Annotated in this window: 14 protein-coding genes; 7 read left to right on the top strand and 7 right to left on the bottom strand. The window is 63.0% G+C overall.

The genetic code is table 11. The annotated features are described in order from the left end of the window. Positions 1 to 20: 20 nt before the first annotated feature. From uvrB to AC0L2D_RS22265, 3 genes are all read right to left on the bottom strand, one after another. Positions 21 to 3,158, bottom strand: a complete 3,138-nt coding sequence (uvrB, locus tag AC0L2D_RS22275) for an excinuclease ABC subunit UvrB (protein WP_473542428.1) — start codon at positions 3,156 to 3,158, stop codon at positions 21 to 23. 125 nt (positions 3,159 to 3,283) lie between these two features. Next, positions 3,284 to 4,792, bottom strand: coding sequence for a DUF2778 domain-containing protein (locus tag AC0L2D_RS22270; RefSeq protein WP_473542426.1), 1,509 nt, complete (start codon positions 4,790 to 4,792; stop codon positions 3,284 to 3,286). A 533-nt stretch (positions 4,793 to 5,325) separates the two neighbouring features. Then, positions 5,326 to 6,591, bottom strand: a complete 1,266-nt coding sequence (locus tag AC0L2D_RS22265; RefSeq protein ID WP_473542425.1) for a hypothetical protein — start codon at positions 6,589 to 6,591, stop codon at positions 5,326 to 5,328. 107 nt (positions 6,592 to 6,698) lie between these two features. Between AC0L2D_RS22265 and AC0L2D_RS22260 the strand changes: the two genes are divergently transcribed. Both AC0L2D_RS22260 and AC0L2D_RS22255 read left to right on the top strand, forming a co-directional pair. Further along, on the top strand, positions 6,699 to 7,754 hold the full coding sequence (locus AC0L2D_RS22260) for a CapA family protein (protein ID WP_473542423.1): 1,056 nt from the start codon (positions 6,699 to 6,701) through the stop codon (positions 7,752 to 7,754). 83 nt (positions 7,755 to 7,837) lie between these two features. After that, a complete protein-coding gene (locus tag AC0L2D_RS22255; RefSeq protein WP_473542422.1) occupies positions 7,838 to 8,788 on the top strand; it encodes a hypothetical protein in 951 nt (316 codons plus the stop codon). A gap of 13 nt (positions 8,789 to 8,801) precedes the next feature. Here AC0L2D_RS22255 and AC0L2D_RS22250 read toward each other — a convergent pair whose 3' ends face one another. Then, positions 8,802 to 9,296: a YegJ family protein gene (locus tag AC0L2D_RS22250; protein ID WP_013530036.1), complete on the bottom strand. Its 495-nt coding sequence runs from the start codon at positions 9,294 to 9,296 to the stop codon at positions 8,802 to 8,804. Positions 9,297 to 9,310: 14 nt separating this feature from the next. On the opposite strand from AC0L2D_RS22250, the gene AC0L2D_RS22245 reads away from it, so the two are divergent. From AC0L2D_RS22245 to AC0L2D_RS22225, 5 genes are all read left to right on the top strand, one after another. After that, positions 9,311 to 9,571: a hypothetical protein gene (locus tag AC0L2D_RS22245; RefSeq protein WP_473542421.1), complete on the top strand. Its 261-nt coding sequence runs from the start codon at positions 9,311 to 9,313 to the stop codon at positions 9,569 to 9,571. 172 nt (positions 9,572 to 9,743) lie between these two features. Further along, the gene (locus AC0L2D_RS22240) at positions 9,744 to 9,986 is read left to right on the top strand and encodes a DUF1344 domain-containing protein (RefSeq protein WP_473542419.1); all 243 of its coding nucleotides are present in this window, start codon (positions 9,744 to 9,746) and stop codon (positions 9,984 to 9,986) included. A 187-nt stretch (positions 9,987 to 10,173) separates the two neighbouring features. Continuing rightward, positions 10,174 to 11,796, top strand: a complete 1,623-nt coding sequence (locus tag AC0L2D_RS22235; protein ID WP_473542417.1) for an FAD-binding oxidoreductase — start codon at positions 10,174 to 10,176, stop codon at positions 11,794 to 11,796. Between the two features lie 17 nt (positions 11,797 to 11,813). Then, positions 11,814 to 12,446, top strand: a complete 633-nt coding sequence (locus AC0L2D_RS22230; protein WP_473542415.1) for a hypothetical protein — start codon at positions 11,814 to 11,816, stop codon at positions 12,444 to 12,446. An 89-nt stretch (positions 12,447 to 12,535) separates the two neighbouring features. Then, positions 12,536 to 13,066, top strand: coding sequence for a dihydrofolate reductase family protein (locus AC0L2D_RS22225; RefSeq protein ID WP_063172923.1), 531 nt, complete (start codon positions 12,536 to 12,538; stop codon positions 13,064 to 13,066). A gap of 33 nt (positions 13,067 to 13,099) precedes the next feature. Here AC0L2D_RS22225 and AC0L2D_RS22220 read toward each other — a convergent pair whose 3' ends face one another. The 3 genes from AC0L2D_RS22220 to AC0L2D_RS22210 all read right to left on the bottom strand — a co-directional run bounded on the left by AC0L2D_RS22220 (position 13,100) and on the right by AC0L2D_RS22210 (position 15,343). After that, complete coding sequence (locus tag AC0L2D_RS22220) at positions 13,100 to 13,621, bottom strand: hypothetical protein (RefSeq protein WP_013530041.1); 522 nt, start codon at positions 13,619 to 13,621, stop codon at positions 13,100 to 13,102. 150 nt (positions 13,622 to 13,771) lie between these two features. Beyond that, positions 13,772 to 14,902 carry a hypothetical protein gene (locus AC0L2D_RS22215; protein ID WP_024504177.1) on the bottom strand — a complete coding sequence of 377 codons (1,131 nt, stop codon included), beginning with the start codon at positions 14,900 to 14,902 and terminating at the stop codon, positions 13,772 to 13,774. A 6-nt stretch (positions 14,903 to 14,908) separates the two neighbouring features. Further along, positions 14,909 to 15,343 (bottom strand): DUF4383 domain-containing protein, encoded by a 435-nt coding sequence (locus AC0L2D_RS22210; RefSeq protein WP_013530043.1) that lies wholly within the window; start codon positions 15,341 to 15,343, stop codon positions 14,909 to 14,911. Between the last annotated feature and the right edge of the window lie 444 nt (positions 15,344 to 15,787).

The raw sequence follows: 15,787 nt of genomic DNA, 5'->3' as shown, positions 1-15,787 counted from the left end.
TCTGGGAGAAGGGGAAGGCGCTACTTTCCCGGCCTACCCGTCTTACCCGGCCGGCGCTTTTCCCGACGGGCGTCGGCGGGGTCTTCGTAGGAGCCAATGCCTGTTCGCTGGCGAACAACTGGCTTGGCGGATTCGTCCCCCACGAGGGGGGAGATTGGCTGCGGCTTGGCCGGCACTTTTCCTTCGATCGGTTTTTCCGTCCGCCGCACCGTCATCTCGTCCAGCGAGTTCTTCTTGAACAGCGGCTTTGTGGCGTCCCCGGGAATGCCGAAGTCGGAACCATGTGCCTCGGATGCCGACTGTTTCTTGAACAGCGAGCGCGACACCGCGCCGGCCGGCGTCGGCATGTCGGTACCTGGACCCATGTCGTCGATCGAGGGTTTCGAAAACAGCGGCTTTTTCACCGGCACAGTGCCATCGGCGCCCATCTCGTCGAGATCAGGCTTGCGGAAGAGGTTGGGCCGGGCAGCCTTGGCTGCCTCTTCGGCGGCACGCGCTTCGTCGAGCTTGCGAAAACGCTCCTGTTCCTCTGCTGTACGATGTTTGGCCACGCCCTTGTTGTGCTTGCCCTTTTCGCGGCCGGAGGCCGGGCTTTCCATGTCGGCGTATTTGGCCAGCGGGTCTTCGGAGATGGACAGTTCCATCTCACGCAGGCGCTTGATTTCGTCGCGGATGCGGGCCGCCTTCTCGAAGTCGAGATTGGCCGCGGCATCGCGCATCTGCTTTTCCATCGCGTCGAGATGGGCCTTGAGGTTGTTGCCCATCATGGCGCCGGCACCGTCGGTGAACTGCGAGATATCGGCGCGGACGTGGTCCTTCTCGTAGACCGAATCGAGAATGTCGGAGATGCGCGACTTGACCGATTCCGGTGTGATGCCGTTGGCCGCGTTCCACTCCATCTGCTTTTCGCGGCGACGGTTGGTTTCGGCCATCGCCCGTTCCATCGAGCCGGTCACCTGGTCGGCATAGAGGATGACCTTGCCGTCGACGTTTCTGGCGGCGCGCCCGATGGTCTGGATCAGCGAGGTTTCCGATCGCAGGAAACCTTCCTTGTCGGCGTCGAGAATGGCGACGAAGCCGCATTCGGGAATGTCGAGGCCTTCGCGCAGAAGATTGATCCCGACCAGCACGTCGAAGGCGCCGAGGCGCAGATCGCGCAGGATCTCGATGCGCTCCAGCGTATCGATGTCGGAGTGCATGTAGCGGACGCGGATGCCCTGCTCATGCAGATACTCGGTCAAATCCTCGGCCATGCGCTTGGTCAGCACGGTGACCAAGGTGCGGTAGCCGGCCTTGGTGGTGTCGCGAATCTCGCCGACGACATCGTCGACCTGGCTCTTGGCCGGGCGGACCTCGACCGGCGGATCGATCAGGCCGGTCGGACGGATGACCTGCTCGGCGAAGACGCCGCCGGCCTGTTCCATCTCCCAGGCGCCAGGGGTCGCCGAGACCGCGACCGAAAGCGGACGCATGGCATCCCACTCTTCGAAGCGCAGCGGCCGGTTGTCCATGCAGGACGGCAGACGGAAGCCGTATTCGGCCAGCGTCGCCTTGCGGCGAAAGTCGCCGCGATACATGCCGCCGATCTGCGGCACGGTGACATGGCTTTCGTCGATGAAGACCAGTGCGTTGTCGGGGATGTACTCAAACAGCGTCGGCGGCGGATCGCCCGGCTGGCGGCCGGTGAGATAGCGCGAATAGTTCTCGATGCCGGCGCACGAGCCGGTGGCTTCCAGCATTTCGAGGTCGAAGCGGCAGCGCTGTTCCAGCCGCTGTGCCTCAAGCAGGCGGCCGGCCCGCTCCAGTTCGACCAGCCGGTGCTTGAGCTCTTCCTTGATCGACTTGATCGCCTGGTTCAGCGTCGGGCGCGGCGTCACATAGTGCGAATTGGCGTAGATCTTGACGCTTTTCAGCTCGCCGGTCTTCTGGCCGGTCAGCGGGTCGAATTCGGTGATCTGCTCGATCTCGTCGCCGAACATCGAGATGCGCCAGGCGCGGTCTTCCAGGTGGGCCGGGAAGATTTCGATGGTGTCGCCGCGCACGCGGAACGAGCCGCGGACAAAGTTGATGTCCTGCCGCTTGTACTGCTGGGCGACGAGATCGGCGAGCAGCGCGCGCTGGTCGAGCCGGTCGCCAATCTGCATCTGGAAGGTCATCGCCGTATAGGTTTCGACCGAGCCGATACCGTAGATGCAGGACACCGAGGCGACGATGATGACGTCGTCGCGCTCAAGCAGCGAACGCGTCGCCGAGTGGCGCATGCGATCGATCTGCTCGTTGATCGAGGATTCCTTCTCGATGAAAGTGTCGGTGCGCGGGACGTAGGCTTCCGGCTGGTAATAATCGTAGTAAGAGACGAAATACTCGACGGCGTTTTCCGGGAAGAATTTCTTGAACTCGGAATAGAGCTGCGCGGCAAGCGTCTTGTTCGGCGCTAAGATCAAGGCAGGGCGCTGTGTCTCCTCGATCACCTTGGCCATGGTGAAGGTTTTTCCTGAGCCGGTGACGCCGAGCAGCACCTGGGTGCGGTCGTGGTTATCGACGCCTTCGACCAGATCCTTGATCGCGGTCGGCTGGTCGCCGGCCGGCTCGAACTCCGACACCATCTTGATGGCGATGCCGCCTTCGGATTTTTCGGGGCGGGCAGGGCGGTGCGGCGTCCACAGCACGCCGTCCTTGTGCAGCGGATTGCCGGATTCGATCAGCGCCGACAGTGCCGCCACCGTCGCGGTGACGCTGCCCGAGGCCATGGTCTCGGCGTCCTCCAGCGAAATGTCGAGGCCGGCGACCGGATTGAGCCCGGCTGCCGTGCGCTCCCTGGCTGACGCCGCGCCACCCATCGAGGTGCCGCGCGAACTGCGCCCCGGCGAGCTTGAGCGCTCGGGTATCTTCTTCGACGGCTTCGGCGATTTGCCGCCGTCACCCTTGGCGACAAGACGTCCTTCGTTTTCGGCTTCCTGCTCGATCTGCTCGGCCCAATCCGCGATCGAACCGGTCAGCGGCGTGCCAGAGAGCTCCGGCTGCGGCATCTCGGCGAAGCCGCCTTTGTGCAGCGGCTCGGAGGCGTCGAGGAAATCGGTCAGCGGGCTGCGCCGCTTCGGCGCGGCGCGGTCGTCATTCGCCGTCGGCGGCGTTTTCTGATCGGGAGATTTGGCCATGTCCCGAATATGGGATTTCCTGGCCAAAATGGAAAGAGCGCGGTGGGGAGAGGCGTGCCGGACAGCGCTGCTCCTGACAGCAGGCTGTCAGGAGCAGTGGGAAGGCGCCCGAAAGCCTCTTGTCGTTACACGCCCCTGGCGGCTGATGCGACCTGCGTCGCCGACCCGTTCAGGCGCGGCACCACGACGAGGCGTTTGATTTTGCCCTTCTTGAAAGCGGCGAGGAAGCGCGCATAGTCCTTGAAGGCGACGCAGCCGCTCGACTGGGCGTAGCGGCCCCGGAGCAGGTAGGTATGGGCCAGCAGGCCGTTGCGATTGTATTTGTTGCGGCCATCGACCGGTGTCAGGCGCAAGGCCTCCACTCCGTGGAAGCGCGACTCGCGCATCGACAGATTGTAGGTGTTGGGCGGCGTGGGTCCGCGATTCTTCTGGTCGGCATAACGCGGCTGGTCCGCCATGGCGCCGATGCCTGAATGCGCCTCCAGCCTCGAGCCGTCAGGCATGTAGACGGTCGCGCTGCTGATGTCGTACACGGCGACGCCATTGCCGGCTCCGCTCCTGGCGGCTGGCGAGTTGAAGAGGTTCCTGAACGCCTTGCCAAGGCCGCCCGAGGGCGTGTCGGGCTTGGCATAGGCCAGCACATCGCCGCCATCGGCCGGCCGGCCTTGCCGCGTCGGTTTTGCCGGCTGGGCCTGCTGGACCGTCTCGCGTGCCGGCTTCGGCTGCTGAACGGATTTCGGCTGCTGGACGGACTTAGGCTCCTGCTGGACCACTTTGGGCTGCGGCGCGTCGAATTGCGGACGCCGGGTCGGCAACGGCACGTCGTCGGTCAGAGCGTCCGGCAGGGAGGCGGCATCGCCGGGTTGATCCTGCTGGGTTTCGACGGGTGAGACCACGACATCGGCTGACGATTCCTCGATCGGCAGCGGTGAGGCGAACGCCTCGTCGTCGGCCGGCAGGGACTGCACCAGAGCAAGCGCCAACTGCGAATTGTCCGGCGTACCGGATTGGGCAAAGCCCATCGGCGGCGGTGCGGTCTGAACGACCACCGAGTCGGTATCCAGCCGGGCGAAACGTTCGGCCGCCGGAACTGGCATGTTATCGGACAGGCTGGCTGTGACCTGGACGGAGGGCACCAACGACGCCTCGGCAATTCGCGGTGCGACTGTGGAGATCACCGGGCGGGTGTTGGCACTGGCGGCAGACTTTCCGGCGTCGGCAAAGGCAGCGGCCAGCTTCATCGGCGAAAGCGACGCTTCCATGCGTTCGAAGCGCTCCTGCGCCTTCGACTTCACGGCGGCGGGCATCGGCTTTGCCTGCGCTATAAGGCGTCCGGATTTTTCCGCCCCAGCGCTTACCCTGGCCAGCTTGAAACAGCTGGCGCCGCACTGCACCGAATGATCATGCAGGGCCTGAGTGCCGCCATTGGCGTTGGCCAGCACGAAGGGTGCTTTCAAAAAGTGCTGCTTCAGCGGATCGGCAAGTGCGAGCGATCCCGGTGTCGACAGCGTCTGGGGCAGGCCAACCGAAGTTGCCGATAGAGAGGCGCCGACGGAACTGAGGCCAGCCATGGTGCCGATCAACCAAAGGCCGATGGCGGTGCTGACGCAAGGCAGCGCGACCCAGCGGGCCACCCGGCCAGCGTTGAAGGAAGGGGAACGTGGAGCATCGACGAACTCGCCGCCCTCACGCTGTCCCCGGTTTTTTTTGTGTGTACTCAACAACGCCATGCAACCAATCTCGCTTCAATCGGTTTCCCCGTACGTGGCCTTGAGAGCCGCGACGACCATTCTGTGAGTGATCCCAGGTGGTCCCCGACGCGTTTGCCGCGTCTGTAGTTGGTTGCCGATTGCTTCAAAATATGGACAAAGTTGGTTAATCAATTCCTCTCAAAACCAACGACGAGATGTGGATTTTGGCCAAATCAGCCTTCGTCCACGGCCAGGAAAGTGGTGTTGTCGCCCTTCCGACCTGGTTTTGCTGCCTGTTTTTGGCGGCCGAGTCAAGCAAAACAGCCACTGCTAATTTTTATGCAGCGCCTCCGCGCGGTGTATGCAGCGAACCGACTGCCGGCAGACCTGCCTACAAAAGGCGCGCGTGTTTCCGGTAAAACTGTTGCCTGCTATGCTAGATTTCTCGCGGGAAGGCGGCCTCAAACGGCCCACCCTCAGTTGAACCAAAGCGCAAACGTCAAAAACCCGCCGCCGCCGAACTGGCGCTGGATCTGGTCGAAATCGTCGCTGGTCGCGAGCTCGCCGCTTTCGAGGTAGGGCGCGATGGCCGGGCCGGTGATCGACAGCACGAGATCGAAGTTTTTTGGCTCGTCGAAGAAGCGCTTCATGTTGATGCCAAGCCCAGTACTGGCGGTGACGCGGAAATGCGGCAGCAGCTTGCGGCCTTCCAGGAGATCCTCGGCCATGGTCAAGGCGGCGAGCCAGGCCTGGACCTGCTCCTCGCCGACTTCGAGGCCGGTGAGCGGGTTCTCGCCCTTCTGCTGCGGTCCAGGCAGCCATTCGCGGTCATTGTCGGTCTCGGCGCGGATCGCTTTCCAGTCCTCGCGCGACAGCCGGATCATTTCCAGCAGGTGGCGGCGCGCCGCTTGCCGGCGCTCCGGTTCGATCACCGGCCAGTTGACGAGATGCACCATCGAGATGAAATCGGCGATGCGCCATTCCGAGGAGAAGATGCTCGAGCCCATGTCGCCGGCCGGCGGCACCAGAATATCCTGCAGCGGCAATTTGGCGTGGGGGAACAGCATGTGAAACGAGCCGTCGAAGGTGCTCCTGAAATCATGCGCCAGCCAGAAATCGGCCTGCGCCATCAGGAACTCGGCATAGCCCTGCAGCCAGTAGCCGTCGGCGCGGTCGAAGCGGAAGGTGAGCGTGGGGGCGGCGGCGTCCGACGAGATACCGCCGCGCGAGAGTGAGGCGATGATCGCCGCCATGCTCTCGTCCGGCGCGATGGTGCCGTCCTCGTTGAGGTCGATGCCGGCATGGGTGAGATCGATGACCATGCCGATATCGGCATTGGGCGGCACCGAGGCAAACGTGGCTGCGGATTTCTCCAGCCGGTCACGGAAGCCGACCAGGATGGCGCGGAACTGCTCGTAAGTGAGCGGCTCGGGATTGGGATTGTCGGGCACCGGCAACCGCATCAGCGGCAGCATGAAGGATTGCGGGCTTTCGAAACCATGACGGTGCAGGCCGGTGGCCAGGATCTCCAGTGCGGTAAAGAACTCGCCCGCCCCGGCCGCATAGGCGGATGCCGGGTCTTTTGGCGCGGCAGCCTCCAGCGTCGAGAGAGCGGTGTCGCGCGCGGCCACGGTCTTCGCCTCAAACAATGTGGTTGCCGCTTCTGGCATTGCCGCCGACGCGGAAGACAGCGGCAGGAGCAGAATGAAAGCGGATGTCAGCAGGCCTGCCAGTCGTGTCATCTTTTCCCCCCAATGTTTGTCGCGCAGTGCAAACATACACCATTTGCAGCGCCGCGCTTCAACCCGCCCCGCGGACGGTCTACACAGGGCAAACAATTGGGCATCGCGTGTCGAATTATCCATTTTCCTACAAGCTGTCCTGGCTGCCGCGTTTCCTGAAGCCGTCACTGGCCGGCGACGCTCAAGACTTTGCGCCGATGGCCGGGACGCTGATGGATCCACCGCCGAAGCAAGCGGTGCGGCTTGCCTTTGTCGGCGACATCTCGGCGGTGGCCAACCGCAGCGCGCCGGATTGCGATCCGGCGATCAAGGCGCTGCTCGGCGCTGCCGATCTGGTGATCGGCAATTGCGAAAGCCCTGTTGTGGACAGGCCAAGCGCGGTGCTGGGCACAAGGCTCGGCACGCATCATGCGATGAGCGAGCCGTTCCTCGCCGAGGCGCTGACGGCGGTTGGTGTTGCGCGCGAAAAACTCGTGCTGTCGCTGGCCAACAACCATGTGCTGGATCAGGGCATCGCCGGTTTCGACGAGACAATCGCGGCGTTGCTGCGGCTCGGCATCCGCACGATCGGCCTGGCCGACGGTCCGGTTGTGCCGATTCAGGTTGGATCGCTTGATATCGGCTTCGCCGCCTTCACGCTGTGGCGGAACGCCGATGAAAAACTGTTTGCCGGGCGCGTTTCGATGGACAGCGATCCGGCGAGCTGGCCACCCGCTGGCTTGGACCTTCTCTGCGCCGTGCCGCATTGGGACTGGGAGTTCCGACATTTTCCGCGCGACGGGACGCGAGCGCTGGCCAGGCGGCTGGCCGGGCAGGGCGCCGGGCTGATCGCGGGCCATCATGCCCATGTCGTGCAGCCGGTGGAAAAGATTGACGGGACGATCGTCGCCTATGGGCTCGGCGATTTCCTCGGTACCGCCTTTGCCCGGCAGCCATGGCCGGGCCGCATCGGCTCTATCCTCATCGTCGATGTCAGTGCCGATGCCGGTACGCGCGGCAGGATCGCGTCTTACCGGATGCATCCCTTCATGCGCCTGCGCGCTGGCGACCACGAGCGGCTGGTGTTGGTGGAGGCTTTGGAGGGCCGAATGCGTGACAGGGTCGCGGAGCGACTGAAAGCGGTCTTCCCTTCTCCACCAACCGATGAAGGCGTTCCCGCTTAACCATCTGGCGGCCCTTGCAAAACCAACTATCATGCTCCCGCAGAGGCAGGATTGCGGGGATAGCGGTGGAATCAGCGGATTTCATGCCGAGTGAAACGGTCATCGCCGGCATCCGGAAAGACATCGAGGCCTATGAAGCGGCGAGGGCTTCGGCGGTCCGGCAGGTGCGCTGGCGGGTGCCGGTGTTCGTGGGGCTGGTGCTGGTGGCCGTGGTGCTGGTCGCCTGGCTGTTCAACAAGGTCGCCGACCCCAACGAGCAATGGGTCTCGACGCCGCATGTATTTCTCTATGTGATCGGCTTCGCGGCTTCGATCCTGCTCTATTTCCAGGCCAGGAAACCGGCGACGCGGCTGCAGCAATCGTTCCGCGAGACGCTGCTGCCGATCATATTCGGCTTCATCGCCGACATGCGCTACCAGCATGGCGTGACGCCGAATTCCTTCGACCGGTTGCCGCGCACGGCGGTTGGTCCGTTCAACCGGCAGGCGTTCGACGACATCGTGGCGGGCCGCTATGAGGGGTTTCCGTTCGAACTGTACGAGGCGCATCTGCGGGAAGGGTCGGGCAAGGGCTCCTCGACCGCCTTCCAGGGCGTCATCGTCGCTTTCGAGACCATCGCGCCGTTTCCCGGCATATTGGTGGCGACGCGGCGGACCAACGCGGTGATCAGCTTCTTTCGAGGCATATTCGCCAGCAAGCTGCAAGAGCTGTCCAGCGGCGATGCTTTGCTCGATGCCGCCTACGAGTTCCGCACCGACAATCTCGGGGCGGCACAGCCATTGGTGAGCGGCCGGCTGGCGCAGGCGCTGAAATGGCTTGGCGAAACCTGGCCGGACGACCCAGCCCGCGTCGCGCTCAACGGCAGCGATGGTTTCCTACCGTTGCCGCAGACGAAGAACTTCTTCGAGCTGCCGGATATTTCGGTGCCGCTCGACTACAGCAGGCATGTCGCGCCGATGATATCGGACATGGGCGCGATGCTGGCGACGGCGGCACTTGTGCGCAAGATCGGCGCGAAGGACGAAGCGGGTTGATCGGGCTGCGCTTTCAGCACTCGAAGCCGTATTTGTCACGCATGTAGTCCGCCTCTTCTTTCGACATTTTGTTGAACATGACGCACACGGTGAAGCTGCCGACCTGACGTCCGCCGCGTGTGTATCCCCAGTCGGAAATATCGTCCCTGGTGAATTCTATGTTCTGGCCGAGGACGACGTTGTGCACTTCCTCCGGCTGGTTTGCCAATATGCCGACAAATCCGGTTTCGGTGCGGCGGAACGGTATGACCCAGAAGTGTTCGGTGACGTTGCCGTCCCGTACCTTGACCTTCAATTTGAACCTCTCTGTGTCGGCGGGAGGCGCCTCGGACAGTGCCAGGAAGTCGTCCAGGCTGGCGAGCGCCTGCGCGGTCGCCGCTGCCATCTCTGGGTCGCCGGGAGTGAAGATAATTGTTTTGTCGTCTCCCGGATCCGTGGCTTGTGCGCCGGCCAATCCTGGAGCAAGCGCCAGCATCAGGGACATCGCAGTCCGGACTGCAAGCTTCATGGAAGGCCCCCTTCATGTCAACGGTCGACACCATCCCGCATTCGACGTCGGTTTGCAACCGTAGCGCGAGTTTGATCAGCGTTGGCGTGGCGGTTTTTGAACTGATCCGCGAAACAAAAAATGTGTATCGACGATCGGTCAGCGCTCTGTTTCGTGATGCCGCCCGAGATGGATTGCGGCGGCTGCGTGGTGATCGAAAGCCGCCCGTCACAATCGGCCAAGTGACTCTTTTCGCGGACAGAAGTGCGTTCATTGGGGGAGCCGAAGCGGCCTGAAATGATCTAGGTCGCAGATAATGTGTCGGAATTAAGTCTATGATATTGTTTGCGAAAATTCACCCAACGTGATTTGCGGAGGGTGCGCTTTCCGTCCAGTTTCAGGCCGTCCGGTGCTGTCGTTTCCCAAGGCGGCGGTCCGGAAAAGTGAAACAGCACGGAGTGCTTACCAATGAAGAAGACCCTCGCAACCACCGCTGCTCTGCTCGCCTTCCTCGGCACCGCTTATGCCGCGACCGTTCAGGGCACCATCCAGGCCGTCGATCCGACGACCAAGTCGATCACCCTCGACGACGGCAAGATCTACCAGCTGTCGCCCGAAGCGACGATCGGGAAACTGAAGGTCGGCGCCAAGGTGGCGGTGACCGTCGGTGACAAGACCGGCATCGTGACGTCGATCAAGAAGGCCTCGTAAGGCGTCAGCGTCGTTCGTCGGCAAGCCTGCTGACGCAATTTCAGACCCTGTTCCATTCTGGCCGGTCCTCAGGGGACCGGCCATTTCGTGCCCTCCACCCTCGACGCCAGGCAAAACGCCGTCCCGGCGGCGCCGCTATGGTTTTTGCCAAAGAGCCGCGCTATCCCTTGGCCAGCGGGGGATAGTCATGGCCGACGAGCAAAAAGGGTTTCGCCTGTCGCGGCGATTGCTGCTGGGTGCGGCTGTCGTCGGCGGCGCGGTGCTGTGGGGCGGCAACACGGTGGCGCGGCTGGCACGCGGACCTTCGGGGCCGAAGAACGCAGGACGGATAGCCGATATAGACGGCTTCGCGCTGCCTCTGAAGCCGCTGGACAATGCGCCGGCCTTCGATGCGTCACTGCCCTGGTCGGCAAAGGGTGGTGACATCAACGATGCCAGCGGCCTGTCGATGACCCCGGTCTACGGCGTGGTCGAGGTCAGCGGGGACGAGCACATCGCCAAGGCCCTGGCCTTCGCGCGTGCCAATGGGCTGAAAATATCGCTGGCCGCCATCCGCCATTCCATGGGCGGGCATGCCTTCGACGACAACGCGCTGGTGCTCGACCTCAGAAAGTTCAACAGGGTCACCGTCGATGCGGCGGCCAAGACCATGACCTTGCAGCCGGGCGCGCGCTGGCACGACATCCAGAACCTTCTGCATCCGCACTTCGCGGTGAAGGCGATGCAGTCGACCGACATCTTCTCGGTCGGCGGTTCGCTGTCGGTCAATGCGCATGGCATGGACCACCAGGCGGGTTCGGTGGCGGGCTCGATCCGCTCGATGCGGGTGATGCTGGCCGACGGTTCGGTGACGACCTGCTCGCCGACCGAGAACACCGATCTGTTCCGCCACGTCGTCGGCGGTTACGGCCTGTTCGGCGTGGTGCTGGAGGCGACGCTCGATATCGTCGACAACGCCGTCTACCGCACCTCGCGCGAAATCATCAAATCGGACGATTTTCCGGAATTCTTCGCCAAGGTGCTGGAGCCGAACAAGGATATCGGCCTGTTCTACGGCCATCTGTCGACGGCGCCCGGCAATTTCCTCGAGGACATGATCGTCTACCGTTACGACAAGGTGGCCGAGCGGCCGCCGGCCGATCAGCCCAAGATCGGCGAGCCGGGATCGGTCGGGTTGAAGCGGGTGATCATCAACCTGGCGAAATGGGGCAGCCTGTTCCAGGAATTGAAGTGGTTCACCGAAAAGACGCTGGAGCCGAAATTCGAAAGCTGCACGGTGGCGCGCACGTCGGCCATGGCCGAGGGCGAGGCCTGTCTCGTCACCCGCAACAACCCGATGCACGATTCGGTGCCCTATCTGTTCAACGATCAGATGGAAGAGACCGACATCCTGCACGAATATTTTATTCCGCGTGCCGCCTATGTCGAATTCATCGCGGAAGCGCGCGAGATCCTGCGCAAGCAGACGCTGCCGGTGCTCAATGCTTCGGTGCGCATCGTCCACAGGGAGGATGTGGCGCTGACCTACGCGCCGGAGCCGGCCTATTCGCTGGTGCTCTACGTCAACCAGCCGACCGATGCCGACGGCAATGCTAGGATGCGGGCGCTGACGCGGGCGCTGATCGACGTGACGATCAAGCATGGCGGGCGCTTCTTCCTGCCTTACCAGCTGCATTATACGGCCAGGCAGTTGCTGGCCTCCTATCCCGAACTGCCGGCCTTCCTGGCGGCGAAGCGGCAGTATGACCCAACGGAACTGTTTTCCTCGACCTTCTACCGTGCCATCAAGGCGCTGAGCGGGGTGTCGTAAGAAGCAGGAGAACAGCCATGCGGATGGTATCGGCGGCGGCACTCACCCTCATCGCGCTGTGCGCCGGACCGGCCGGAGGCGAGGATCTCAAGGCCTTCAAGCTGACCATCGACGGCGTGACGGTCGATATCGATCCCGGCGAGAGCGCCGATGTGACGCTGCCCGGCGGCAAGCAGAGCAAGGTGATGCTCGAGCGCAACGACTTCGCTACCTTTTCCGGCAGCGATTTTTCCTTCGTCCACCCCAGCGGCATTTCGGTGACCAAGACCGATCTCGGCGATGACATCACGCAGTATCTGATGGCCTCGGCGCTGGGCACGATCGTCGTCGTGCAGGAGTATGGCGCCATGAATCCGGTGTCGCTCAACCAATTGATGCTGCAGGAGATGACCAGGCAATCGGTGCAGGCCGGCGCCAAGCTGACGCAGGGGCCGACCACGCGCAAACTCGCCGACGGCAAGGAATTGACCGGGATCCGGGCCGAGGTGAAGACACGCACCGACACCGCCGATTTCGAGATCGTCGGCTTCGGCCTGGCCGATCGGGGGCTGCTGTTCATCACCCGCATTGCCGGCGAGGACGCGGCGACCGAAAAGCCGCTTGTCGACAAGTTCTGGCAGAGCCTGAAAGTCAGGTTCAGGCCGGACTAGGATCGTGTCTCAGTGTGGATTTCGGCTGGGGTTTTGCGTATCGGCGGCTCAAGTTATTCTGATGACCCCGGGGTTGGAGATCCTGCAGCATGGCGAAGCTCATTTTCAGAATGAACCAGTCACTCGACGGCTATGTCGACCACCAGAAAATGCCGTCGGGCCCGACAATCTTTCGTCACTGGATAGAGCAAGTGCGCAATTTGAGCGGCAGTGTGTACGGTCGCGGCATGTACGAGGTCATGCGCTATTGGGACGAAGATAGTCCTGAGTGGAGCGCGGAGGCGCACGAATTCGCGGCGGCGTGGCGGAGCCAACCGAAGTGGGTTGTGTCGCGCTCGCTGAAGTCGGTCGGCCCCAACGCAACACTTGTCGCGGATGACGTCGAGGCGGTGATACGCGGGCTTAAGGCTGAGCTCGTCGGGGAGATTTCAGTTTCTGGACCAGGCCTGGCACGAAGCCTGACCGACCTTGGTCTTGTCGATGCGTACCAACTCTACCTCCATCCGTTCGTGCTTGGTCATGGCAAGCCATTCTTCGCCGGCCCCCGGCCGCCGCTTCGCTTTGTGGCCAGCGATTTGATTGGCGACGACGTGATCAGGTTGACCTATGTGCCTGCCTGATCACGCGGTCATCGAACCGAGACGCCAGCGGGCCTACAGCCCCTTCGGCATCAGGCCAGCCAGCCAGTTCACAGAGCGCTTCGCGGCGTCGGCGGTTGCCGAGGCGGCGCGGCCGAGATCGGTCTTGACCACGGCGTAGCCGTTCTTGGTGCGATAGAGCACACCGGTTCCGCCATCGACCACCTGTTCATAGGCAACGGGCCGGGCGGCGTCGGCTTCCATGGCGGTCGTCGGCGAACCGACCGAGACGCTCGGCCGGTGGCTGAGTTCCGGCGGCAGCGGGCTTTCGGTTCTGACGACGCGGCTGGCGGGCTTCAGTTCCGGGCGCGATGCGGTCGCGGCCAGCTGCGAGGAGGACGACGAACCCTTCGTGCGGCAAATGCCGGAGACGAGCGGATAGTTGAAATTGCGCTCGTGCAGCATCTGGCTCTTCATCGCGGCTTCGCATTCGGCGACGGTCGACCATTTGGCCGGCGTCTCGCCGATATATTCGCAAAGCTTGGCGTCGCAGTCGCAGCCGACAATGGTCATGGCGACAAGGGCGGTCTTGATCACGGTCTTGTCCCTTCGAGATGCCCCCCGGCAGCCCTTCCATTTCTTCCCATTCCTTCGCGCGCGAACAAGGCGGGATTTGGCCGCGATTGTGGAATGGGCGTGACGGAGGCCAGGAAATGCGTAATCTTGGCCGGGCGTGACCGAAAGGCCTCAGTAATCGTAGACGTGTTCGAGCCTGGCGCCGGACTTGATCAGCGCCGGCAGCACGAGATGCAGCTTGCGCACGGCAACGATCATGCCGGTGCGGCGCGTGGATTGATCGGCCGGCAGCGGATAGCTGAACAGGATGCGCATGCCTTCGGGAACGGCGATCGTATCGGTGGAGAGCACCGTGGCCATGATCTCGTCATTGCCGCCGATCTCGACGAAGGAGACGCCCTTGTCGATCAGGCGCAGGATCATTTCGGTGAAGACCTGATAGCGCCTGGTGACGAAGATGGTGCCGTCAGCGCCCATGTCGCGTTCGAGCAAGGTGTCGGGCTCGTTGCGCGTGGCTTCGCCGACGGGTCCCTTGGCCCAGACATGGATGTCGAGCAAGGCGGGGTCCATCGTGGCAGCGAGGGCCTTTTTTATCAGGTCGGCATAGCCCTGCTTGATGGTGTCGGCGAGGCCGAACGCCAGCTTGCGTTCGCTGGTGCGGATCGAGCTGTCGCCCGGCGCCGGCTGCACGGCAAACAGGCCGGCACGCTTGTCGGCATACGGGAACTGATACCAGGGCACCTGGTCGAGAAACGCGGCATAGTCCGCCGCGACCTTGGCCTGATAAATGTCGGCGGCAGTGCGCTTGGCCGTCGTCGCCTCGGTGATGCGGCCGACCGTGTTCTCATAGGCCCACTGCAATATATGCTCGATCGAGTGGCTGGTGCCGATGATGACCAGCATCTGGTGGTTGGCGTAGTTGAACTTGTAGGGAGCGCTGGCGCGGATCACCATGGCGTAGTCCTGCCAGAAGCGGCCGATATAGGACCAGTAGGGGAAGCCGCTCGGTTGGTCCTTGTCGACGAAGCCGGCATATTCGCGCGCGGCGTAGACGATCGCCCATTCCGGATAGGTCAGGAAGGTCGATTCCTCCGGCCGCTGGTAGCCGGGGATCTCGGCGCGGACCTTGTCGGCCAGCGCCTTGGGCGGGGCGCCGTCGGCAATGCCGGGCAGCGGCGTCTTGTCGAGCGACGACGTCGTCAGGAAGCCGTAGCTCAGCCCGGCGATCGGGATGAGGATGACGACGACGATCAGCCAGAGGATCGTCTTGATGATGCGCTTCAGCCAGCGGAACAGGAACATGCCTGGTCAGGCCGTGGCGAAGTGGTCGTGTACGCGCCTGGCCAGCCGGAAGCCGACATAGACGGCGAAGCCGCCAATGACGATGTGCGGCAGGTTGGCGAAGAAGCGGGCCGGGAATTCGATATCGTTGAGAGAGCGGAAGCCGTTGATGAAGATACCGGCGTCGAGGCAGCCGGAACCGGTGACCAGCCCGAGCACGCCGTCGAACAGGTAGACCGAGCCGAACAGCTTGAAATAGAACACTGCCTGGCGGTGGGAGATGAAGGCGGCGGCCAGCGCCCAGACGCCGGAGAAGGCGTGCAGCAGGTCGTCGTACCATTGCAGCGAGAAAAGGCCGAACAGATTGCCGTCGGCATCGTTGAACGCCGGTATGTAGCCGATGGCGACGACGCCGAAGAACAGGAAAGCGTAGGCAACGGCAAGCTTCTGGACGAGCGTCATGAAGTATCCCCCTTCTACGAGCCCATTTGTAAACGCTACTCTGCCGGCCGCCTGACGCGGTTTTCTGCGCTTCCTATGCTCACGGACTCAAAGGTCCGCTACGCTTCGGTTCTCGAAAACCACGCCATCCGACTCGGCAGAGCGCGTTTTCAAACGGGCTCTGACCAGGCGATACTAACCGATTTTAGCGCGTGGAGAAGCGGCGCTCGCAAGATCGCCGCCAAAGGGCATCGGGGGGCCAAAAAGACAGTCGGCGCCGGGATTTCTCCCAGCGCCTCCCTGTCAGATCAGGACACGGTCGCGGCAGCAACTTCCGTAAAGTCGTCGCGCCTTGCCGGCCTTGATTTTGACGGTCCTGCCAGTCCGCCGCCCGAGAGCAGCGTCCGTTCGGGACCACGCCGGTCTCCACCCTTGCGAGCTTTGCCCTGCGCACCATCGAAGGTT

Source organism: Mesorhizobium sp. WSM4833 (assembly GCF_055811095.1).
This window is presented reverse-complemented; position numbering and strand designations above follow the sequence as displayed.